Source organism: Undibacterium sp. 5I1, from assembly GCF_034314085.1.
Taxonomy (GTDB): domain Bacteria; phylum Pseudomonadota; class Gammaproteobacteria; order Burkholderiales; family Burkholderiaceae_D; genus Undibacterium.
The window spans coordinates 2,641,873-2,664,699 of sequence record NZ_JAVIWI010000001.1; the positions used below are offsets into that span (position 1 = coordinate 2,641,873).

At 49.3% G+C, this 22,827-nt stretch carries 19 protein-coding genes; 12 read left to right on the top strand and 7 right to left on the bottom strand.

The features are described from left to right. Window positions 1-99: 99 nt before the first annotated feature. The 6 genes from RGU72_RS11695 to RGU72_RS11720 all read right to left on the bottom strand — a co-directional run bounded on the left by RGU72_RS11695 (window position 100) and on the right by RGU72_RS11720 (window position 9,278). Entirely contained in the window at window positions 100-4,608 is a 4,509-nt protein-coding gene (locus RGU72_RS11695; RefSeq protein WP_322119896.1) for a translocation/assembly module TamB domain-containing protein, read from the bottom strand. 58 nt (window positions 4,609-4,666) lie between these two features. After that, window positions 4,667-6,634 (bottom strand): autotransporter assembly complex protein TamA, encoded by a 1,968-nt coding sequence (locus RGU72_RS11700; RefSeq protein ID WP_322119897.1) that lies wholly within the window; start codon window positions 6,632-6,634, stop codon window positions 4,667-4,669. Between the two features lie 41 nt (window positions 6,635-6,675). Beyond that, the gene (locus tag RGU72_RS11705) at window positions 6,676-7,128 is read right to left on the bottom strand and encodes an ExbD/TolR family protein (protein WP_322119898.1); all 453 of its coding nucleotides are present in this window, start codon (window positions 7,126-7,128) and stop codon (window positions 6,676-6,678) included. Between the two features lie 5 nt (window positions 7,129-7,133). Continuing rightward, on the bottom strand, window positions 7,134-7,829 hold the full coding sequence (tolQ, locus tag RGU72_RS11710; RefSeq protein WP_322119899.1) for a protein TolQ: 696 nt from the start codon (window positions 7,827-7,829) through the stop codon (window positions 7,134-7,136). 161 nt (window positions 7,830-7,990) lie between these two features. Continuing rightward, window positions 7,991-8,392 carry a tol-pal system-associated acyl-CoA thioesterase gene (gene ybgC, locus RGU72_RS11715; protein WP_322119900.1) on the bottom strand — a complete coding sequence of 134 codons (402 nt, stop codon included), beginning with the start codon at window positions 8,390-8,392 and terminating at the stop codon, window positions 7,991-7,993. A 133-nt stretch (window positions 8,393-8,525) separates the two neighbouring features. After that, window positions 8,526-9,278: an SDR family NAD(P)-dependent oxidoreductase gene (locus RGU72_RS11720; RefSeq protein WP_322119901.1), complete on the bottom strand. Its 753-nt coding sequence runs from the start codon at window positions 9,276-9,278 to the stop codon at window positions 8,526-8,528. A gap of 687 nt (window positions 9,279-9,965) precedes the next feature. On the opposite strand from RGU72_RS11720, the gene glyA reads away from it, so the two are divergent. The 5 genes from glyA (at window position 9,966) to fghA (ending at window position 14,949) form a co-directional block, all read left to right on the top strand. After that, the gene (gene glyA / locus RGU72_RS11725; RefSeq protein WP_322119902.1) at window positions 9,966-11,216 is read left to right on the top strand and encodes a serine hydroxymethyltransferase; all 1,251 of its coding nucleotides are present in this window, start codon (window positions 9,966-9,968) and stop codon (window positions 11,214-11,216) included. A gap of 292 nt (window positions 11,217-11,508) precedes the next feature. Then, window positions 11,509-11,976, top strand: a complete 468-nt coding sequence (gene nrdR, locus RGU72_RS11730; protein WP_322119903.1) for a transcriptional regulator NrdR — start codon at window positions 11,509-11,511, stop codon at window positions 11,974-11,976. A gap of 129 nt (window positions 11,977-12,105) precedes the next feature. Beyond that, a complete protein-coding gene (locus tag RGU72_RS11735) occupies window positions 12,106-12,819 on the top strand; it encodes a hypothetical protein (protein ID WP_322119904.1) in 714 nt (237 codons plus the stop codon). A 111-nt stretch (window positions 12,820-12,930) separates the two neighbouring features. Beyond that, entirely contained in the window at window positions 12,931-14,037 is a 1,107-nt protein-coding gene (locus RGU72_RS11740) for an S-(hydroxymethyl)glutathione dehydrogenase/class III alcohol dehydrogenase (RefSeq protein ID WP_322119905.1), read from the top strand. 51 nt (window positions 14,038-14,088) lie between these two features. Continuing rightward, entirely contained in the window at window positions 14,089-14,949 is an 861-nt protein-coding gene (gene fghA, locus RGU72_RS11745) for an S-formylglutathione hydrolase (protein ID WP_322119906.1), read from the top strand. Between the two features lie 104 nt (window positions 14,950-15,053). Here the strand turns inward: fghA and RGU72_RS11750 are convergent, their stop codons facing one another. After that, window positions 15,054-16,682, bottom strand: a complete 1,629-nt coding sequence (locus RGU72_RS11750; RefSeq protein ID WP_322119907.1) for a DUF853 domain-containing protein — start codon at window positions 16,680-16,682, stop codon at window positions 15,054-15,056. Between the two features lie 131 nt (window positions 16,683-16,813). Between RGU72_RS11750 and RGU72_RS11755 the strand changes: the two genes are divergently transcribed. From RGU72_RS11755 to RGU72_RS11785, 7 genes are all read left to right on the top strand, one after another. Further along, window positions 16,814-17,539 carry a YebC/PmpR family DNA-binding transcriptional regulator gene (locus tag RGU72_RS11755; RefSeq protein WP_322119908.1) on the top strand — a complete coding sequence of 242 codons (726 nt, stop codon included), beginning with the start codon at window positions 16,814-16,816 and terminating at the stop codon, window positions 17,537-17,539. Between the two features lie 77 nt (window positions 17,540-17,616). Continuing rightward, complete coding sequence (purD, locus tag RGU72_RS11760) at window positions 17,617-18,891, top strand: phosphoribosylamine--glycine ligase (RefSeq protein ID WP_322119909.1); 1,275 nt, start codon at window positions 17,617-17,619, stop codon at window positions 18,889-18,891. A 20-nt stretch (window positions 18,892-18,911) separates the two neighbouring features. Beyond that, complete coding sequence (gene hemF / locus RGU72_RS11765) at window positions 18,912-19,811, top strand: oxygen-dependent coproporphyrinogen oxidase (protein WP_322119910.1); 900 nt, start codon at window positions 18,912-18,914, stop codon at window positions 19,809-19,811. Next, a complete protein-coding gene (gene nadD / locus RGU72_RS11770; protein WP_416200121.1) occupies window positions 19,812-20,654 on the top strand; it encodes a nicotinate (nicotinamide) nucleotide adenylyltransferase in 843 nt (280 codons plus the stop codon). It begins immediately after the preceding gene. After that, window positions 20,654-21,388: a ribosome silencing factor gene (gene rsfS, locus RGU72_RS11775; RefSeq protein ID WP_322119911.1), complete on the top strand. Its 735-nt coding sequence runs from the start codon at window positions 20,654-20,656 to the stop codon at window positions 21,386-21,388. The genes nadD and rsfS overlap by 1 nt, the downstream gene beginning before the upstream one ends. A gap of 301 nt (window positions 21,389-21,689) precedes the next feature. Continuing rightward, window positions 21,690-22,160, top strand: a complete 471-nt coding sequence (gene rlmH, locus RGU72_RS11780) for a 23S rRNA (pseudouridine(1915)-N(3))-methyltransferase RlmH (protein ID WP_322119912.1) — start codon at window positions 21,690-21,692, stop codon at window positions 22,158-22,160. 19 nt (window positions 22,161-22,179) lie between these two features. After that, a complete protein-coding gene (locus tag RGU72_RS11785; protein WP_322119913.1) occupies window positions 22,180-22,824 on the top strand; it encodes a Maf family protein in 645 nt (214 codons plus the stop codon). The last annotated feature ends 3 nt before the right edge of the window (window positions 22,825-22,827 follow it).

A 22,827-nucleotide genomic window follows, 5' to 3' on the forward strand; every position in this document is an offset into this window, starting at 1 on the left:
CCATTTTATTTTTAATAACTGCCTTATTGCCCAATGATTCTATGGACAATTTAAATATACCTACCTGGAGTATTTAACTTACTACCCTGACTCTGCATCCTAATTAAATGAAAACGTATAGTAAGCATCAATCGACGAATCAGTACCAGTGCGGCCAATAATGCTGACTCTTCGGGTCAGTTGCCAACTTAATTTAATCGCGCCGCTGGCGTCCGACAAGCCGCGCTCAACCGACAATACCATGCCAGGCGCTAAGCGCTTACCGACCGAAACGACCTGATCGCCAGAGGTCGCTCCGCTAGTCGATGTGGTGCCAGCTACGGTTTGGCTAGGTAATTTAGAGCCATTGCTAGTATCCGCAGTGCCTAGGGAAAATTCATCAAAACCTAAGCCTTGTACGATATCCCTTGGAACATTGCGGCTACCATCGCCGCCAAAAATTGCACTGGCTGCCGACATCAGCAAAGACGCGTCATTGCCTGCAATTTGGTCGGAGCCTCGTCCCAATACCAGCCAAGATAATTTTTCTGCATCGGGTACGGTGGGCTCAGAAACCAGCCGGACTTGCGGCGCAGCAACTGTACCAACCACTTCTACGCCGGCTTCTACCGCCAAACCCAGGCGCAAGGCACGGATATTCAAGCCCGGATTAGCTGGCGGACCTTGAAAGTTTAAGATGCCCCGCTCTATCGCCAGTTGTTGCCCGTAACCTTCATAAGCACCACCGACAGTGCTGATCGAACCGCTGGCTTGCACCGGATTGCCATCGGAGGAACGTAAGCGGATGCTACCCGCCAACGCCGTATCTAGTCCACGTCCGACAAACACAAAACGTGAGCCCATGTCGAAGCTCATATCAAGCCGCGACTTGAGCGCCTTTTTATTGGCATCGTCAGCCGCTTTATTTTGTGCTGCCTTATCTTTGCTGCGAATCACCACCACGTCGCTAGACAAACTTGGCGGCGGTAATTTTGGCAATTTAAAATACGCACCGTCGGCTCTTATTTTGCCCGTCACATTCCAGACATCTTTAATATTCGCCACACCTAAATCACCGCTCGCAACCAGCCACCGGTCATTGCGCTGGAGCAGAGGAAACTGATTCAGTTGAGCCTGAATATTGCCGGTCTGATTGCGAATATCAATATCACCGCTGGCTTTTAATTCGCCCTTTTGACCAACCCAATTCACATCCTGGAATTTAGAATGGCGCGGCATGACGGATACCACATTAGAAAATTCCAGACTATTTAAGCGAACGCGGTTTTCGTCTATCACCGCCTCCAGACGGCCATTCGGTAACAACAAACCCTCCGCCGCAAAAGCGACTTCTAATCCGCTTCCACTAATTTTTGCCTGATAACGCGGCTGGCTAAATTGTCCTGCTAATTGGGCATCGACTTGTAGTTGGCCTTTAAGCGCCAGACCAGGATTAATCCATGGCCCCAGCCACTGCACGTCTGGGATATTCGCTTTGATCTGCCCTTCTAAAGGCGCATCCGGGGCAATCGCCCATGTCCCGGTTTTTTTACTCAAAGCAGAATTCACCCGCGCTTGCCAAGTCCCCAAACGAGCGCCATCAGCGGTCATGGTCAAAGCCATTTTTTCTGCGTCACTGCCAACGACCAGACCACCAAACAGCATCTTCATTTGCAGGTCGCGGATACCAAGCGGTATCGCTTTTCCAGTGCCATCCGCATCATTGATACGAACATCGCCGCTCTGGCGCTGCAAGCTGATTTCGCCTTGCAAATGGTCTTTTAACTGTAAATCCCATACGGCATTCAACAGTAAATCGCCATCCACTGCGTACTGCGGTTTAAGCAAGTTAGCCACTGCAATGACGTTCATAGCATTCCATTGCCCTTGCGTTTTTAAACCGTCGGGCGACCACTCCAATTGCTTGAGTACCAGCTTACCAACCACACCCGAAAATTCTGCGGGTCCTAAGCGCAACGACTGGCTGGAGGCAACAACACTCATAGGCGCCAGTAATTTGACATCGGGTTTTCCGCTAAGCACAAAACTCAGTAATTGTCCCTGCCATTGCGCTACTGAATTGACAGGCGCAGCAACAACGGCCTGGCTAGCTGAGCCAGCAGATTTATTGCTGACTATTTTTGTAGTTTTTCCAATGGCGTTTAAACCGCCCGCAGCAGTCATGCTGACAGATCGTCTGTTATTAAACCGGCTGTTGAGAACAATATTATGTGACTCACGAGTTCCATTAATGGATAAGCTAATTTGCTCTGCCAGTACCGGTAAACTCTTATCATTTGGCTTGTTTGCGACGGTAGTTGGGGCAGCGTTTGCCCCCCTACTTGTTTCCTTACCTGATGCTGGATTTGCACCTAGATTGGTGCCAGGATTTGCAGCTGAACCATATATAGAGGTGGTATCAGTAGCATCTGCCTTCATCAAATTACTGCGCACTGTTTGAGCAATGATATTACCGTCAAACATACCTTGTGAACCGCGCGCCAGATCTAGTTTCGCGGTCAAACTATCAATGCTGATTTGCTGACCCGATTGCTGACTATATTTTAGATTTTGTCCAATTAAGTCGAGCTTACCTGCAGGCTCACTCATTTTCCCCTGCAAGACCAAATTCGCTTTCAGGCTCCCACCCAGATGCGGCACATCCTGAGTGGTCGGGATTAAATGCGATAAGGCATCCAACTCCTGGATATCGATCGCTAATTGCAGCTGCCCCTTGTCGCTCCCCCAAGCACCGCTGCCGGTGACACCATTTTTACCCCAGTGCACATCCAGCTTATGCAAAGTCAAAGCCGCATCTTGCTGCCAGCGCGCATCAATTGCGCCACTCAGTGCTTGTCCCGCATATTGCCCTTGCAAAGAAGGGAGTTGCACGGACACATCCAGCTTAGGTTGCAATTGTCCCGCAACTGAAAAATCAGCACTGATCTTGCCAGCTGGTGCGGCGATCCATCGTGAAGGGTCAAAATTCTGAATTACCCCTTTAAAATTAAAAGGCTGCACAGTACCGCTCAAGATGATCTCGCCCTGCCCTTGCAAACGAGAATCTGCGGCAAGTAGTTCTAGCTTCGCTAACGTAATCTTTGAAATAGTCTGCGTTTTTGTTTGCGCTGCAGTCTTATCTTTAGCCTCAGTCTGAACGCTACTCCCGGGCTGGTAACTCGCATCCACATTTAGACTAGCGCGCGGATCATGCAACTGCGCCTGAAAAGTAATCTGATGATCACCGTCTTTTTGCGCTCTTGTCTGCGCTTGAATAGTGCCTTTGATTTGAGTCGGACGAATCCGCGTATCAATCTGCGAAAGATCCACCTCACTCACTTCAAGCCGGGTATCAACGATAGGGAAAGCGCTGGTCGTAAACTGTATTTGTGCAGCGCCGGAGATTTTCCCCTTACCCATTAATTGCAGCAAGGTTTGACTCAACTCAAGACGATCACCCGACCAGCGTAAGGCAGAAGTCATCGCGCTGACCGGTATTCCGTTTTTGTCTATAGTGCCCGGTTGCGCATTACTCAGTTTAATCGTACCCGCTAATCCATTGGGACCAAGTTTGTTATCTGGCTTTAGGTTAGCCGCCACTTTTAATTGTGCATGTGGTGCCTGTGCTGCAAATTCGGCGGGGTCCAGTCCGTCAATCGTGGCCTGTAATGAATGCAGTATTTCTGCAGAAAATGGTGCTAGTACTGCTTTAAGTTCACCACTTAATTTAGATACTTTAGATAATTTAGGTAGCTCAGATGCGGAGGTAACTTGGGTAGAATCAATTGGTTTTTCCCCAGCGAGTTCATCGCTAACTTTGGCTTTGGCATTGAGAACCAAGTCTTGTAAAGAACCAGTCAGACTTCCGGTGATGCCCATACGTGGTATGTGCTGATCGATCTGACCTTGATAATCAAACTGACCTTGGACTACAAATGGCCGGTGCACAGCGACGGTCGCCTGTGCTTGTACGATACCAAAATCAGTGGTGACTTTGGCCTGTAACTGATGCTGCTTTTGGTTGGAGATTAATTGCCCTGTTAATCCGGTCATTGTGGTAACAGGTGTAGTGTGACCGTCGGCATATAGCGTGGCAATCGTCAGGCGGCCAATCGCGGCTTGCTGCACGGCGACTTCAATGACAACATCGAGATCGCCTGGCAATTGCGGTGATGATTTACTCTCCAGGCTTGCAATCGTCAACGCGGCAATCTGTAAACTGCTGATGGATAATTTGCCGTTAGCCAAACTCAATGGATGCCAGTCAAGCTGTATTCCACTTGCTTTAACATGCAGCGTCTTGGTTTGATACGACAACTCGCCAATCGATACATGGTCCGACAAACGTCCGCGGACATCGCTTAATTTCAATTCGCCGCCGCTGGCATTTTGTAGCCAATTGAGAATAGTACGCGTGCCATGCTGGGTCCAGCTTGCCCATCCTAAAGTCAGACATAGAATAACCAGTAAAGCGCTAAAAATCAGGGAAAAAATCCCAAGCAGACTTCTGCGCTTCAGTACATTAGCAGTAGCTAATTCTGCAGCAGTAGCAGGCGCAGCAGACGCACCAGCAGCGCTCACCACCGTTGTTGAGTTTTTTTCATCAGGATTTGAAGGCGTTTGTGTCATAAGCAAATGCTCATCGTGAGCTTAGAAAAACCGGCTTCAGCAGAATGTTTCGCCATCATTAAAATGCGACCGCAATCGAAAAATCCAAACGGAATTTTTTTATGTTTTTGCCGTAGGCAAGATCCAGTGCAATCGGACCAGCAGGTGTTTTATACCTTCCACCAACACCAAAACCTTGTTTAACTTTATAGGTATTCCAATCATCCGCCGCGTCACCGGCATCGATAAAAGCAGCAGCGCCCCAATTCGCCTGAGTCCAATGCACATACTCGGCGCTGGCAACACCCATCACCATGCCGCCAGTCACGCCAGTAGGATGCTGAATACCCAGACTTTGATAGCTATAACCGCGCACCGTGCTGCTGCCACCGGTACGGAATAAATAATCCTCAGGAATACCGTCAATACTTGGCGCCAAGACCTGCCCTATTTCTGCTCTGAGTAACAGGACGTCGCGCTTGGCGACCGGTATCCATTGCTGATATTTGGCATAAGTACGGATAAAGCGCTGATCCGAAATTAAGGCTTTTTCTGAGACAGCAAAATCGAGCTGCAAAATTTGTCCTTTGCGCGGTGCAAAGCTGTCATCTACATCACGCCATGTCCAGCCCACCGAACTGACTAAGGCCTTACTGACCGATTGCGGCTCGCCATCCAGCGCTACCTTTTCACGCGATAAATTCAAACCTAAACGCTGCTCCAGGTGTCCACGTGTGCTGGTACGCTTGACACCAATCGCGGTGCGGGTCTGATCTAATCCAGCGAGATTAGATTTGTCCAGTAAGACGCCAAAAGAATCTAAAAATTGATTGTCCCGTGGTGGCAAATAAATGTCTGCATAAGCCAGCTGACGCCTTTGCTCTAAGCGGACCGCACTGCGTAAATCCCAGGCTCTGTCGAGCAGATCGCGGTCACGATAAGACACTTCTGTGCGGAAACCAGTATTGCTGCTGTAACCCACGCCGAACGCTAGATCACGGGGGCGGCGCTCAACGACCGACACATCCACCGGCACGCCGTCAGCTTTGCTCGGATCGGGATCGACACTGACTGCCACAGCAGAAAAATAGGCCGAATTTTGCAAAGCTCTCTGGTATTCCAGCAAGCGTGAGCGTGAATACGGCTCACCTTTTTTGGGTGGCAAATAGCGATCAAGCAACCAGGGAGGATAGCGCTGCAAACCCGTAATAACCGCTTCACCAAGAGTAAATGGCGGACCACTGTCGATCTCTACCTTTAAGCTACCGGACTGGCTATCTGCATCCATCGTCGCGTTGCTGTTAATGATGCTGGCCGAGGCATAGACATTGGAGCGCAGACTCTCGGTAATATCGGTTTTGGCCTTATCCCACTCCTCGTCCCTAAAAACAGATCCCACAGGTAAGCGCCAATCGGCTATCAGCTCCTCACGACGTTTGACTGCATCGACCTTGCCTTGCTTGGCAGCGTCTTCTAAGGCACCCGAAAATTGCAAATCCACTTGCTGTATTGTAGTTCTGGGGCCGGCATCAATATTGACACGAATGACATTATTGCTGAGGTTGCTACTGAGGTTGCTACTGAGGTTGCCAATGCCACCACGGAAAAACGAGCCGCCATTTTGACCCTCTTTTCCGGCATCAAATGTGATCGCGGGCGAAAAGTATCCCTCTGTCGCTAATATGTTGCCAATGTCCTGACGCAATTTTCGGATCAGCGTTGGCGTGACGTTTTGCGGATCGGTATCTGACGATAATTCTGGAATATGTTGTGTCAACAGGGCTAGCCAATCACCTTTAGCAACACCTATCTGGAAACGACGTAAATTCGATTTCGCTACAAGAATCTCTTCTTCCGCATCGGGCGCAATTTTGGTGTCGATGTCGGTGGAGGGCGTGGGCGCTGGTGTTAATGCTGGAGTTGGTGTTTCCGCTTGCTTTTGTACTTCCGTCGACGCTGCTGTCGAGCTTGGCGCAGACATCACGCTCGGGACAGGCAGGGAAAGAAGCGCGGCAGGCGGTGCATCGGCGTGACAAAAATTTGTCATGCCGATGCATGTTAGCAATAAGAATAATGGGCGCAGGCGCATCACTTGGTCGCCAAACCAACCCGATTAATACCAAGCTTTTTGGCTTCGGAAATGACTTGAATAATCTCGTCGTATTTCATTTCTTTATCTGCCGATACCAGCACGGCTAAATCGGGTTTTGCCGTGTGATATTCGCTCAACTTTTGCATTAACTGGGCGCGATTGGCTGCGGTCTCTTTAGCCTCTTGCTGGTTGTTACCATTGCCAGTTTTGCCGTTAGCGCCTTTGGTATTGATGCTGATCACATATTTGTTAGTGTCTAGCGTTACCTCAATATATTCAGACGGCGGCTGGGTTGATTGCCCGGCAGTCGGCAAATTGATGACGCTGGGATTGGTCATCGGAGCAGCCACCATAAAAATAATCAGCAGTACCAACATCACGTCGATATAGGGCACGACATTGATTTCTGCTTTGAATTTGCGTTTACGTTCGCCACGCAGAGAACTCATACAATTTAACGAGATTGTCTTTGCAAAATATTGGAGAACTCTTCAATAAAAGTTTCAAACCGGATCGCCAAGCGATCAATATCATGTGAGTAGCGGTTGTATGCCAGCACTGCAGGGATCGCCGCAAACAGACCAATGGCAGTGGCAATCAGAGCCTCGGCAATACCGGGAGCCACCGCAGCCAGCGTGGCTTGCTGCACATTAGCCAAACCTCGGAAGGCATTCATAATCCCCCAAACCGTACCGAACAAACCCACATATGGTGAGACCGAGCCGACTGAGGCTAAAAACGATAAGTGGGATTCCAGATGATCCATCTCGCGCTGATAAGCGGCACGCATCGCACGGCGCGCACCGTCCAGCATTGCGGTCGCATCTAAGTTCGCTTTATTTGCCGCTTTGACCTTTTGATATTCGCTCATACCGGCTTCAAAAATACGCTCTAGCGCGCCTGAGTTGTTACCACTGTTGCGACGATTGCTCATTGCCACCTGATACAACTCACCGAGATTGCCACCGGACCAAAAATTGCGTTCAAATTCTTCCGTCTGCTTGCGCGCTTTGCTGATTGCAAACATTTTTCTGAAAATATAATTCCAGCTCGTCACTGACACGCCCACCAGCAAGAGCAACACCAGTTGTACCAAGATAGAGGCTTCGGAAATCAGGGTAAAAAATGAGAGATCTTGTGTAACGTTCATAAATAGTCTATCTGGGTAAGTTGATTATTCGTATGCGCACGGGTGTGTAAGTTCGCGCAACTGATGCCTGACTTTGTAACTTGCTCGGCTGATTGACCTTACAGTATTTGTTTGGTCTTATTTCTCTGATTTTTGCTGATTTTTGCTGATTTTTCCTGATTTTACTGGCTCAGCTTTGCCAGTACTTCCGCTGGAATCGCACTTGGGCGCACAGTCGTTGTGCCAACGCATCCGACTTTGATCGTGCCGGTTGCGAGTAAGCGATCACCGCACCAGGCTTCTTGCACAAACTGGACAGAAGCGCGTCCCATCCTTTCGACCACAACGGTGAGTTTGAGTTCATCATCCAGTCTGGCGGGTGCATGATACTCGACTGCCGTGCCTTTGACGACAAACATGACTTGATGCTGCGTGGTCATGATTTGCTGGCTGATACCGGCCGCGCGCAACCACTCGGTTCTGGCGCGCTCAAAAAACTTCAGATAATTGGCATAGAAGACGATGCCGCCCGCATCGGTATCTTCGTAATATACACGGACAAACCAGTTGAATTCTTTAGCCATAATTTAGCAATAAATAAGGTAGAAATTGGGGGAGTATCCCCGATTTATATACTTAGTGTCCAGAGATTACCTAGACACTTTAAAATACCCCATCCAGTATAAAATTTCAACCTAGTCGATCATATGCGGGGTTTTACGCCGGATTACGCTTGATATTGAAAGCGCCGAAACCCTGGCAAGTCGGCATCATTTCTATGTAATTGATGTTGATATGCTTGGGCAATGTCGCAATCCAATAGGCGGATTCGGCGATATCTGCCGCTGTCAGCGGAACCGTACCCTCGTACACTTTGGCCGCTGCCTCATCATTCCCTTTGAAGCGGACATTAGAGAATTCGGTACCGCCGCATAAGCCTGGCGCAAGATTTGTTGCCCGCACCCCAGTTCCAACCAGATCGGCACGCAGGTTGAGGGTAAATTGATCGACAAACGCTTTGGTCGCACCATATACATTGCCGCCTGGATAGGGCGTGGAACCAGCGATCGAACCGATATTGATCACCAGACCGCTGCCACGCTCCACCATCGCAGGCAAAATAGCTCTCGTCATTCGGACTAATCCCTTGGTGTTGGTGTCGATCATGGTTTCCCAGTCATCCAGATTGGCGAGATGTGCAGGCTCCGTGCCGAGCGCCAGTCCGGCATTATTGATGAGCACATCAATCTCTTTCCATTCGGCAGGCAACTGTGCCAGCGCTGCACTGATGGATGCTTTGTCGGTGACATCCATTTTGATAGGCAACAAGGTTGTGCCCAGTTCCGCCTGCAATGCGTCCAGACGATCCGTGCGGCGGGCAGTAGCAATGACTTTATGACCATTCGACGCAAACTTACGCGCCATTTCTTCGCCAAAACCTGAACTTGCACCGGTGATTAAAACGATCATGATTTCCTCTTAGTTTGATGTGATGTTGGATGTGATACTGGATTTGATGCTGATGATGTGAGTAATTTTTTGCATGGCGAACATCGTCGCGAAAACGCCTGCCCTCATTCTATGCGGTTTTTATACAATCGCTATGCCTGCGCTTGTGACGCCTTGTAACCTCCAATTAGCAAACACCTTCAATTTATTTAACGCGAAGTATTCATCAGACTAAAACAGCGTTATTCGGCAAATCACATCCAAATCTTGCTCAAAAATGGGGCTTGGCGTAAAATTTGGGCACCATTTCGTCTCACGTGACTGGCGAAAATGTCTTAAACGCAGCAGTTTGCACAATTAGCAACAAACGCAGCGCTTAACGACAAAGATGGAGATCCATCGGGAAGCGTGAGATTTCAACCGAGATTTTCCATCAGGATTTGAGTTGATGACGGATGCATTTTTCGAGGCAGCTTTAGCGTGAATGAGGCGCTCATGGCGAGCCATGGGCAACGAAGAACGTCAAAAATGACCGAAAATGCGCTGTCAGCAATCAAATAGCACCTTTGGTGCGCCTGATGGAAAATCTCGGTTCAATAGCCGTGCGCCTGGGTAGCCTGATATGGACATAGCGATTTAGGCTGCCCGTTCCCTTTTCAGGGCACCAGATCATCTGCAATTACCCTCTAATTAAACAGGAAGCTTGTCATGTTCGCAAAAACTCATACCCTCGCCAACACCGATCCAGAATTGTTTGCCGTGATTCAACAAGAGAATCACCGCCAGCAAGAACATATTGAGTTGATCGCCTCAGAAAACTATACCTCACCAGCGGTGATGGAAGCCCAAGGCTCACAACTCACTAACAAATACGCTGAAGGCTACCCGGGCAAGCGCTACTACGGCGGTTGCGAATATGTGGACGTGGTTGAGCAAATGGCGATTGATCGCCTGAAAGAATTATTCGGCGCGAACTTCGCTAACGTCCAACCTAATTCCGGCTCCCAAGCAAACCAAGGCGTGTTCTTCGCGCTGTTAAATCCGGGCGATACCATCATGGGTATGAGCCTGGCAGAAGGCGGACATCTGACTCACGGCATGCCTCTCAACATGTCAGGCAAATGGTTTAACGTGGTGTCTTACGGACTGAATGCCGCCGAAGACATCGATTACGATGCAATGGAAAAACTCGCGCGCGAAGCCAAACCAAAAATCATCATCGCTGGCGCATCCGCATTCTCTCTGCGCATCGACTTTGAACGCTTCAGCAAAATCGCCAAAGAAATCGGCGCCTATTTTATGGTCGACATGGCGCACTATGCCGGTCTGATCGCGGCAGGTGTTTACCCTAACCCTATGCCATTCGCCGACGTAGTAACTTCCACCACGCACAAGAGTCTGCGCGGCCCGCGAGGCGGGATTATTTTGTCGAATGATGAAGCGATTGCCAAGAAAGTTAACTCAGCGATTTTCCCTGGAATCCAAGGCGGTCCATTGATGCACGTCATCGCAGGCAAAGCGGTGGCATTCAAAGAAGCTCTGACGCCTGAGTTCAAAGCCTACCAGCAACAAGTTGTCAAAAATGCCGCTGCACTGGCGCAAACCCTGACTGAACGTGGTCTGCGCATCGTCTCCGGCCGCACCGAGTCGCATGTGATGCTGGTCGATTTGCGTCCTAAAGGTTTGACAGGCAAAGAAGCAGAAGCCATCCTCGGCTCTGCCCACATGACCTGCAACAAAAACGGCATTCCTAACGATCCGCAAAAACCGATGATTACCTCCGGTATCCGCTTGGGCAGCCCGGCATTCACGACGCGCGGCTTCAAAGAAGCAGAAGCGATCAAAGTCGGCCATCTGATCGCCGATGTGTTGGACAATCCAAATGATGCTGCGACCATAGAACGGGTTAAAGTCGAAGTCAAAAAACTGACCGATGCCTTCCCTGTGTATTCTGCATAAAACGCTGCATAAAACGCAGCACAGATAATCCACCGTAAAATATTAGCGGTAGTGTAAATACGGATCGCAGTAAAACCAACGCCACTCAGACCGAGTGGCGTTGTTGTAATAACTGATAGTTTTTGTACCCGTTTTGCCAAATTCAGCTCATAAGTAATACAATAAGAATAAATATACTATCTACCTGTATATTTTAATCGTCCAGAGAAAGACTGGACAATCAGGCATTTTCTATAAAAATAATGGGGAGTATGTACTCTACGCTGCATTTTCTTCCCGACTTGGAGTCAGCATGAAATGTCCGTTCTGTCACCACGATGACACGCAAGTAATCGACACCCGCGTGCCGGATGACGGCAATACCATCCGCCGCCGCCGCCGTTGCGCCAATTGCGATAAACGCTTTACGACATACGAGCGAATCGAGCTGGCGATGCCTGTCATCGTCAAAAAGAATGGCAGTAGAACCGAATTTGAAACCGCCAAATTACGCGGCAGCCTGATGCTAGCCTTGCGCAAGCGTCCCGTATCGGCAGAAGCGGTGGACAATGCCATCCAGCGCATAGAAGAAAAACTCCTGGCCAGCGGTGAGCGCGAAGTCGTTTCTGGCCACGTCGGTGAACTGGTTATGCGCGAACTAAAACGTCTGGACAAAGTCGCCTACATCCGATTTGCCTCGGTGTATAAAAGTTTTGAAGACGTATCAGAATTTGCCGAAGCGATTCAAGAAATTGCACAAGAAAAAAAGCCAAAGAAATAGATCGCTAAACTGCTGGAAAAGTGGGTGCCGGGCGCTGCACTGCCGGGCTTTTTCAGCGTTCCGTCCTATGCCACATTGATATGAGACATCTGATAAACTCAGGGACTTTTCAGAACCTCGGGCAGACCAATGTCAATCGCATTTTTTATGACACACAGCGGCATCGATCAAGCACAATTACCGCTTGATTTTGCGACGCAAGTTTCCAGCTACCAAGAACAACTGCAGCAATTCATCAGATCAACTGAAAAAGACACGCAAGTCCAATGGCAATATCAAGTGCCAGAACTGGGCGAAGGCGGATCATGCTCTTTGTTTGATCAGCTATCCGCCACGCCCTACGATCTCGCCGCCAGCCTGGGCGGACAAACGTCTGACAATCTGCGGCTGTTGCAACGAGTGACTGCGCTGGTCAAGTTTTATCAGCAACACAGCGGCAGCCAGTGGTTTGGCGTATATCAAAAAAATGATCAGAAAATCGACCGAACAGATTCCGAATCAGATAGTAATGCAGTGTTAGTGAAACTCGCCTACTTTGGCGCCGCATCGCGTGCCGAATTTCCGCTCACGCCCGAATTTGCTGCCATCAGTAATAACAGCACCGTCGGCATCAGCGGCAAAGGCCGGATTATCAATAACGTCAGCGCCTATCTCGCAACCGGCGGCGAATATTACACCTGCGATCCTAAAGTGCAGGCAGAGGCATGCTTGCCGATCCTCGCAGCGGATGGTCGCGTACTGGGGATTATCGATTCCGAAGCATTCACACAGAATATTTTTAGCGGAGCAGAGCTTGCTTTACTTGTCGCAGTAGCTACCAGTTTATCTAGCATTCTTGGCTAAAATTGCTCTCAGCTTTAAGTCGTTCGTTACGCATCTACCCATTACGGCTTTACTCATTACAGTTCTACATATTACAGTTCACCCTACCTCCTATCACGACAAAGGACAGACATGAAAACCAAAGCAGCAGTCGCATGGCAAGCCGGCAAACCACTGACGATTGAAGAAGTTGAACTGGGAGGCCCCAGAGCTGGTGAAGTCTTAGTCGAAATCAAAGCCACTGGCATTTGCCACACCGATTACTACACCTTGTCTGGCGCTGATCCTGAGGGTATTTTCCCGGCGATTCTTGGGCATGAAGGCGCAGGCGTCGTGGTCGATGTCGGCCCCGGCGTTAAGAGTTTGAAAAAAGATGATCATGTGATCCCGCTCTATACGCCTGAGTGCCGTGAATGCAAATTTTGCCTTTCACAAAAAACCAATCTTTGTCAGGCAATCCGCAGCACCCAAGGTCGCGGTCTGATGCCAGATGCGACTAGCCGTTTCTCATTAGATGGCAAGCCGCTGTATCACTACATGGGTACATCGACTTTCTCCAATTACATCGTAGTGCCAGAAATCGCTCTCGCAAAAATTCGTAAAGATGCTCCTTTCGACAAAGTCTGCTACATCGGTTGCGGCGTTACCACTGGCGTCGGCGCTGTGTTGTTTACAGCCAAAGTTGAGGCTGGAGCCAACGTAGTCGTCTTCGGTCTCGGCGGCATTGGCCTGAATGTGATTCAGGCAGCGCGTATGGTCGGCGCAAATAAGATTATCGGCGTTGATATCAATCCAAGTCGTGAAGCCATGGCGCGTAAATTTGGCATGACGCATTTCGTCAATCCAAAGGAATCCGGCAATGTCGTGGATGCGATTATCGGCCTGACTGACGGCGGCGCTGATTATAGTTTTGAATGCATCGGCAACACCACTACGATGCGCCAGTCCTTAGAATCCTGTCATAAAGGCTGGGGTCAATCGATTATCATCGGCGTTGCCGCAGCGGGACAAGAAATTAGTACACGTCCATTCCAGTTGGTCACTGGCCGGGTTTGGAAAGGATCTGCTTTCGGTGGTGCCCGTGGCCGCACCGACGTACCAAAAATCGTCGACTGGTACATGGAAGGCAAGCTCAACATCGACGACCTGATTACGCACAAGCTCCCATTAGAACGCATCAACGAAGGCTTTGACTTAATGAAGAGCGGAGAGTCGATTCGTTCTGTTGTCGAATTTTAAGCTAAATTATTCTGAGCAAACTAATTTAAGTGAACTGAAACAGGAGTCAAGATGACCGCGACCGCATTAGAAACAATCAGCGAGCACGCCTGTTACGGTGGCGTGCAAGGTTTTTATCGGCATGAGTCGAGTGAGATCGGATTGCCTATGCGGTTTTCGGTATTCCAGCCACCACAAGCCAAAGAGAGAGCAGTCCCGGTCTTATTCTATTTGGCGGGACTCACCTGCAATGAAGAAACCTTCATGATCAAAGCCGGTGCGCAAAGACTGGCGGCGGAACTAGGCATCATGTTAGTCGCGCCAGATACCAGCCCCCGCGGTGCCGAAGTACCAGGCGAAAGCGAAAGCTGGGATTTCGGTTTGGCGGCAGGATTTTATCTGGATGCCATAGAACTACCGTGGGAAAAACATTACCGCATGTATTCTTACGTAGTACATGAGTTACGCCAAAAAGTACTGAACAATTTTACTGCACGTGAAGATCGTATCGGCATCTTTGGTCACTCCATGGGCGGTCACGGTGCGCTGACGCTAGCCTTACGCAACCGTGACATCTACCGCTCGGTCTCTGCCTTCGCGCCGATCGTCGCGCCAACAAAATGTCCTTGGGGTCAAAAAGCATTTCGTGGCTATTTAGGATCAGATCAAAGTCACTGGCTGGATTACGATGCATCGATCTTGATGGCGAATACTGATACGCCGTTTCCAAACGGCATATTGATTGATCAGGGCTTAAGCGATAAATTTTTAGCGGAGCAATTACTGCCAGAAGAGTTTGAAATGGCGTGCAAAATGGCAAACCAGCCATTAACCCTGCGACGTCATGCAGGCTATGACCATGGCTACTACTTCATCACTAGTTTTATTGAAGATCACTTGCGGTTTCATGCCGGGACTTTGAACGCTGCATAAAGAAAAACCGTATTGAAGTACTAACTTCAATACGGTTTTTTCGATGACTGATTGCTAGATATCGGACATTCAAAATTCAGCAGTACGATATCATCAAAGTTTATTTATTTTTTCTTCAAAATAGAACCCAACACACCGCGAATAATTTCACGCCCAACCTGTGATCCTATCGTCCGCACGGCTGATTTGACCATCGTCTCTGCGACGTTATCACGACGGCGTATTCCACTGCTACCTCCCAGCAAATTACCAAACACGCTTTTCAGCGTGTCACCAATGCCGCCCTCTTCTTGGGGCTGCTGCGTTGGCGCTTGTCTTTGTGAAGGTATGCCTGGTGCAGAATCTTGCGCCGGGCGAGTTGACGCACTGGTACCAACATTGCCGCCAGAGTTGCCCCAGCCATCAATCATCCCGCCAGAATTACTAGGAGATGGCGCACTCTGCGCTTGCGCATTGGCGACTCTGCCTTTGAGTTTTTCATAAGCAGAATCACGGTCTATCGTCTTTTCGTATACGCCTGCGACAATCGAATTAGCGATAATCTGTTGACGCTCGTCTACCGAAATGGGACCGATCTGCGACGCTGGCGGCAATATAAATCCACGCTGTACGATATTCGGTCTACCTTTTTCATCAAGGAAAGAAATCAGCGCTTCACCAACACCGAGTTCACCGATGACTTGCGCGGTATTCAAATCCGGATTAGGACGGAAGGTTTCTGCCGCTGCTTGTACCGCTTTCTGATCGCGTGGAGTATATGCGCGTAAAGCGTGCTGGACGCGATTGCCGAGTTGTCCTAACACCGTATCGGGAATATCGAGCGGATTTTGCGTGACAAAATACACGCCTACACCTTTAGAACGGATCAGGCGTACAACCTGCTCAATTTTTTGCAGTAAAACTTTGGGAGCTTCGTCAAACAGTAAATGTGCTTCATCGAAAAAGAACACCATCTTTGGCTGATCCAGATCCCCGACTTCTGGCAAATGTTCATACAACTCAGATAGCATCCATAGCAAGAAAGTCGAATACAAACGCGGTGATTGAAGTAATTGGTCCGCCGCCAGAATATTAATAATGCCTTTACCGCTGGCATCGGTTTGCAGCATATCGTCCAGATTCAACATCGGTTCGCCAAAGAATTGCTCACCGCCCTGCTCAGAAATCGCCAGTAAGCCGCGTTGTATCGCACCTATGCTGGCAGCAGAAATATTGCCGTATTCGGTCTGAAACTCGCTGGCGTTATCGCCCAGATGCTGCAACATTGCGCGTAGGTCTTTGGTATCGAGCAGCAGCAAGCCATTGTCGTCAGCAATTTTAAAGGCGAGTTGTAATACGCCTTCTTGGGTTTCGTTCAGATTCAGCATGCGTCCTAACATCAGTGGACCGAGATCGGAGATCGTAGCGCGCACCGGATGCCCCTGCTTACCAAATACATCCCAAAAAGTGACAGGACAAGCTTGCCAGACAGGTGACTCAATGCCAATCTGTTCGCACCGTTGCTGCATCTTCGGACTGATTTGACCCGGATTTGCCATGCCAGACAGATCTCCTTTAACGTCGGCCATAAACACAGGTACGCCAATACTGGAAAAGGCCTGTGCCATTACTTGCAAGGTCACCGTCTTGCCAGTACCCGTGGCACCGGTAATACATCCGTGGCGATTCGCCCAATCAGACAATAAATATAGCTCTTGCGACGATGTTTTTGCGATCAGCAGTGGTTTGGACATGATTTAGGTCGTTCTATAGGGGGATTTGAATAAAATCACTATGTTAAAATGCCGGACTTCATTATAGAACCACAGCTGAGCGAATTTTCTCAGCATTTGGTAAACAATTGCCAATTCAAGAGAGAGCAATCATGGCAGGACATAGTAAATGGGCCAATATTAAGCACAAAAAAGCGGCCACTGACGCAAAACGCGGCAAAGTCTGGACGCGCTTAATCAAAGAAATTACGGTTGCATCGCGTATGGGCGGCGAAGACATCGCGTCCAATCCGCGCTTGCGTCTCGCGGTAGATAAAGCCGCTGATGCCAATATGCCGAAAGAGAATGTCACGCGCGCGATTCAACGCGGCAGCGGCACATTGGAAGGCGCAAATTACGAAGAAATCCGGTACGAGGGCTACGGCATTGGCGGTGCAGCGATCATTGTTGACTGTATGACCGATAACAAAGTACGTACCGTGGCTGAAGTACGCCATGCTTTCAGTAAATTTGGCGGCAATATGGGAACCGAAGGTTCGGTCGCATTTTTATTCACGCATTGTGGACAAATGTTATTTGCACCGGGCACCAATGAAGATGCTTTGATGGAAGCCGCTTTAGAGGCTGGTGCGGATGATGTGATTACCGATGACGAAGGCGGTATTGAAGTGTTGTGCCAGCCTTACGATATGTCCGGCATTAAAGATAGTTTAGAAAAATCAGGCTTTGTACCCGAGGTCGCAGAGGTGATTATGAAGCCAGGCACAGAGACTATTTTTGCTGGCGATGACGCGATCAAAATGCAAAAATTATTGGATGCGCTGGAAAATCTGGATGATGTGCAAGAAGTGTTCACCAATGCCATTATTGAAGAGTAATTTCGAAAAATAGCTTTGAAGACTAAGTTCGAAAACTAATTCTGGATTCAACTCAGAATATTAAATAGAAAACTGATATGAAAATTCTCGTCGTAGGCTCAGGTGGTCGTGAACATGCATTGGCGTGGAAACTCGCCCAATCCGAGCGTGTGCAAACAATCTTTGTCGCTCCGGGTAATGGCGGTACAGTGCAGGATTCCCGCCTGAAAAATATTGCCTTAACCGATTCCGTTGCCTTGGCTGATTTTGTCGAAAAAGAGCAAATCGGTTTGACCGTAGTTGGTCCGGAAGTACCGTTGGCAGCAGGTATCGTCAATGTATTCCGTGAACGCGGCCTAAAGATTTTTGGCCCGAGTAAAGAAGCAGCACAATTGGAAAGCTCTAAGGATTTTGCAAAATCCTTTATGCAACGTCATGCCATCCCGACCGCAGAATATAAAACCTTTTCTGACCTGGCTGCGGCGCATGAATATATCGCACAAAAAGGTGCGCCAATCGTCATCAAAGCCGACGGACTAGCTGCCGGTAAAGGCGTCGTCGTCGCGATGAGTCTGGAAGAAGCGCATGGCGCTGTCGATATGATGTTGTCCGACAACAAACTAGGCGACGCTGGCGCCCGTGTCGTGATTGAAGAATTTTTGGTAGGTGAAGAAGCGAGTTTCATCGTGATGGTTGATGGCAAAAATATCTTGCCGCTGGCAACAAGCCAGGATCACAAACGCTTGCTAGATAATGATGAAGGTCCGAATACTGGCGGTATGGGTGCGTACTCCCCTGCGCCTATCGTGACACCACAATTGCACGCCCGTGTGATGCGCGAGATCATCATCCCGACGGTACAAGGCATGGCCAAAGACGGTATTGTTTTCACTGGCTTTCTTTACGCTGGCTTGATGATTGATGATCACGGTAATCCTAAGACACTGGAATTTAACTGCCGCATGGGTGATCCAGAAACGCAGCCGATTATGGCGCGACTGAAAACCGATCTGGTGCATGTCATGGAGCACGCGGTCAACGGCACACTAGATACGGTAGAACTAGAGTGGGACAGACGCACGGCAATGGGCGTGGTAATGGCAGCGGCAGGCTATCCAGACGCACCGCGTAAAGGTGATGTGATTACAGGTATCCCTCCAGAAACGCCAGAGAGTATAACTTTTCATGCGGGAACGGCGCTGGCCGATGGCAAGCTGACAGCGACAGGTGGCCGCGTTCTCTGCGTCGTTGGTTTGGGTGATACGGTCAAGCTAGCGCAAAAACATGCTTATGAAGTAGTCGAAAAAATTCATTTCAATGGTGCGCAGTATCGCCGCGATATCGGCTGGCGCGCTATGAATAAAAAACATTAATCACGAGATAAACCAAACGCATGACTGATTCCAGCGCCGTAAAAACTTATCTGCTTGATCTGCAAACACGTATCGTGGCAGCAATGCAGCAGATTGATGGCAAGCAGTTCGTGACTGATAGCTGGGACAGACCAGAAGGTGGCGGCGGTATCTCACGCGTGATTGAAGAAGGCCATGTCTTTGAGCGCGGCGGGGTGAATTTCTCACATGTAATGGGTAGCAATTTACCGCCCTCTGCGGCAGCGCACCGGCCAGAACTGGCAGGTCGTAGATGGGAAGCGATGGGCGTGTCCTTGGTCATGCACCCGCGCAATCCTTATGCACCGACGGTACATATGAACGTGCGCTTTTTTACCACTTATGCCGAAGGTCAGCCTGACGTCTGGTGGTTTGGCGGCGGCATGGATTTAACACCGTATTATGGTTTTATCGAAGATGCGCAGCATTTTCACCAAAGCTGCAAAAATGCTGTCAGTCCGTTTGGCGCTGACTTGCATCCGCGTTTCAAGAAATGGTGTGACGAGTACTTTTACCTCAAGCATCGCAAAGAAGCACGCGGCGTCGGTGGTATTTTCTTTGATGATTTTAACCAACTGGATTTCGCCAGCAGCTTTGCGATGACACAAGAGGTAGGTAATGCCTTCGTACCTGCCTACAGCGCCATCCTTGAAAAGCGCAAGGATATGTCCTATGGTGAACGCGAGCGTGACTTTCAGGCTTACCGCCGTGGTCGCTATGTCGAATTTAATCTGGTGTTTGATCGCGGCACTCTATTTGGACTGCAATCGGGCGGCCGTACTGAATCGATACTGATGTCCATGCCACCGATCGTCAAATGGCGTTACGACTGGCAACCAGAAGACAACAGTCCTGAAGCAGCGCTGGCAAGAGACTTTTTGCCACATAAGGACTGGGTTTAAATGAATGTGAATTTGGATTCAGTCCCAGATTCATCGGATATGCTCAGTGAACAGACTCACGTGAAATGTGTTGTGGTATTGGGCGGTAGTTTTGATCCGGTGCATCTTGGGCATGTGGCACTGGCCCGACGTTTCGTGGATTTATTACAGCCACAAGAGCTGCGGATTATTCCTACCGGAAATCCCTGGCAGAAAAATGGCTTAACCGCCAACGCCGCGCAGCGATGTGCGATGCTGGAACTGGCGTTTGCAGACCAAGTTAATTGTCCGGTGGTGATTGATCGTCAGGAAATCCTAGCGGCAGAACGACAGCAAACTAATTACACCATCGATACCTTGCGGCATTTGCGCGCAGAGTACGGTGATACTACTTCAATCGTTTTTTTAATCGGTGCCGACCAGTTGCAGAATTTGTCTAGCTGGCACCAATGGCAACACTTGTTTGATCTGGCGCATATCTGCGCGGCCTCACGACCCGGCTTCCAACTGGATCAAACAAACTTGCTACAGGCAGCAGCAAAGGAAGCACAGCAGAAAGATACAGATATAAATACCGATACAGAAACACAGCAAGTTAATCAAGTAGTCAGTCACGTCGTCAATCAAGCACTAAGCAAGTTCAGGCAAGCAGCGGCGACACCCGAACAGATTCGCACCACCCCCGCTGGGCTGACCTATCTGGCAGATGATCTGCAAGTGGATATTTCAGCCACCCAGATTCGAGAAGAACTGGAGCGTGGCGCAGCAAGCACCTTGGTCTCGGGGTTTGTTCCGGGGTTAGTCCCAATTAAGGTGCTAGACTATATACAACAACATCATTTATACGAAAATACGAAAAAATAATGGATATCAAAAAACTACAAGCCCTCGTCATTGACGCTCTGGAAGACGTCAAGGCACAAGACATTCAACTATTCGACACGATGCATCTGACCAGCCTGTTCGATCGCGTTGTAATCGCATCAGGTACTTCAAACCGCCAGACCAAAGCCTTAGCGGCATCGGTGCGCGACAAAGTTAAAGAAAACGGCGGCACCGTCGTCAGTATGGAAGGTGAAGGAACTGGTGAGTGGGTACTGGTCGATCTGGGCGATCTGATCGTCCACATCATGCAGCCCGCGATCCGTGCTTACTATCGTCTGGAAGAGTTATGGGGCGATAAAGAAATTAAATTTGGCGCGGCAAAACGCACCACCAAACTAGCAACGGCATCGGTTGAAGAAGAAGACAAACCTAAACGCAGCCGTAGCAAAGCGGCACCCGTCGAAGTAACGCACGACATGATGGCAAGTCAGACTACCTTGGATGATGAGCCTAAAAAGCCAGCCCGCAAACCGCGTGCCACCAAAGCAGCGACGGATGATGCGGCGGCTACATCAACACTGAAACCAACACGCAAACCAGCAACACGTAAAACTGCCACCGGTGCAGCAGCAACTGATGCCGCACCAAAAAAACGTGCTCCAAAAACACCAAGTGGTGCGCGCGTAAAAGTCGCGTCAACTAAAACATCGGTTGCTTCTGCTAAAAAAGCCGCTGATAAAAAAGCGACGACCCGCCGTAAAACTGCTGAGTAATTCTTTGTTAGTGCGATCCTGATAAGTGCCTCAACTCAGTGACTTTTAAGTGACTCCTGATTGGCTCCTGTACATAACAGGAGCCAATTTTTTTGTGCTGGCTAAAAATCATGGCATCCTGATGATGCTGGCTATGTCACGATGTGACATTGAGGAATATGAATATACTCCCCATTATTTTATATAAATATGCCTTATTGACCAAAGAATATATGGACGATTAAAATATACCTACCAGGAGTATATTTTATCTATATTTAATTTCTCCCTGTTTAATTACCACGCTTTTTTTACCAATCCTATGCAACTCATCATCGCCGCCGTCGGTCACAAAATGCCAGCCTGGATAGAGACGGGTTTTAACGAATACAGCAAGCGTATGCCTGCCGATTGTCGTATCGTGCTGAAAGAAATCAAACCGGTCGAGCGCTCCGGCAGCAAAACCGCCGAGACGGTCATGGCATTAGAACGCGCTAAAATTGAAGCTGTGCTCCCGAAAAATACACGCATCATTGCACTCGATGAGCGCGGTAAAGATCTAAGCAGCGTTGGCCTGTCACAGCAGCTCACCCAATGGCAACAAGCCGGTGGTGATGTAGCTTTTGTGATTGGTGGTGCAGACGGTCTGGATGCAGAATTTAAAGCGAAAGCCGATATGCTGATCCGCATTTCTAGCCTGACATTACCGCATGGCATGGTGCGCGTACTATTAGCCGAGCAGTTGTACCGCGCCTGGTCGATTACGCAAAATCATCCTTATCATCGGGTCTGACAAGATAAAAGGACACCCTATGCCCATCATCGACAACAAAATCTATCTTGCCTCCAAAAGTCCGCGCCGTCGTGAGTTACTGCGCCAGGTTGGTATCGATTTTGATCTGCTCTTATTACGTGATACCGCGCCACGCGGTCCCGATGTCACTGAAATCGTCTTGCCTGGCGAAACGCCCATAGATTACGTCAAACGCGTAACCCAGGAAAAAGCTCAAGTCGCCTGGAGCATCATGCAACAACGCAAATTAGCGCCGCGTCCGGTATTGGCGGCAGATACAACCGTCGTCATCCATGACCGTATTCTTGGCAAGCCCGCAGATCAGGCTGAAGCCTGCGACATGTTACGTGCTTTATCGGGTCAAACTCATGCGGTGTTGACTAGCCTTGCGGTAGTTGGCATGCATTGGCATGGGCATGAACACTGGCAAGAACACTGGCACATAACACAGCGCTCTGAAGTAACTTTTTCAGAGCTAAGCGAAGAACAAATTCTGGCCTATTGCATCACCGCAGAACCCTACGACAAAGCGGGCGGGTATGGTATCCAAGGTGCTGCGGCGCGCTTTATTTCCCACATCAGCGGCAGTTATTCTGGCATCATGGGACTGCCCTTATTTGAGACCGCCACGCTGCTACGTCAAGCTGGCATTCACATCCCTTAATTG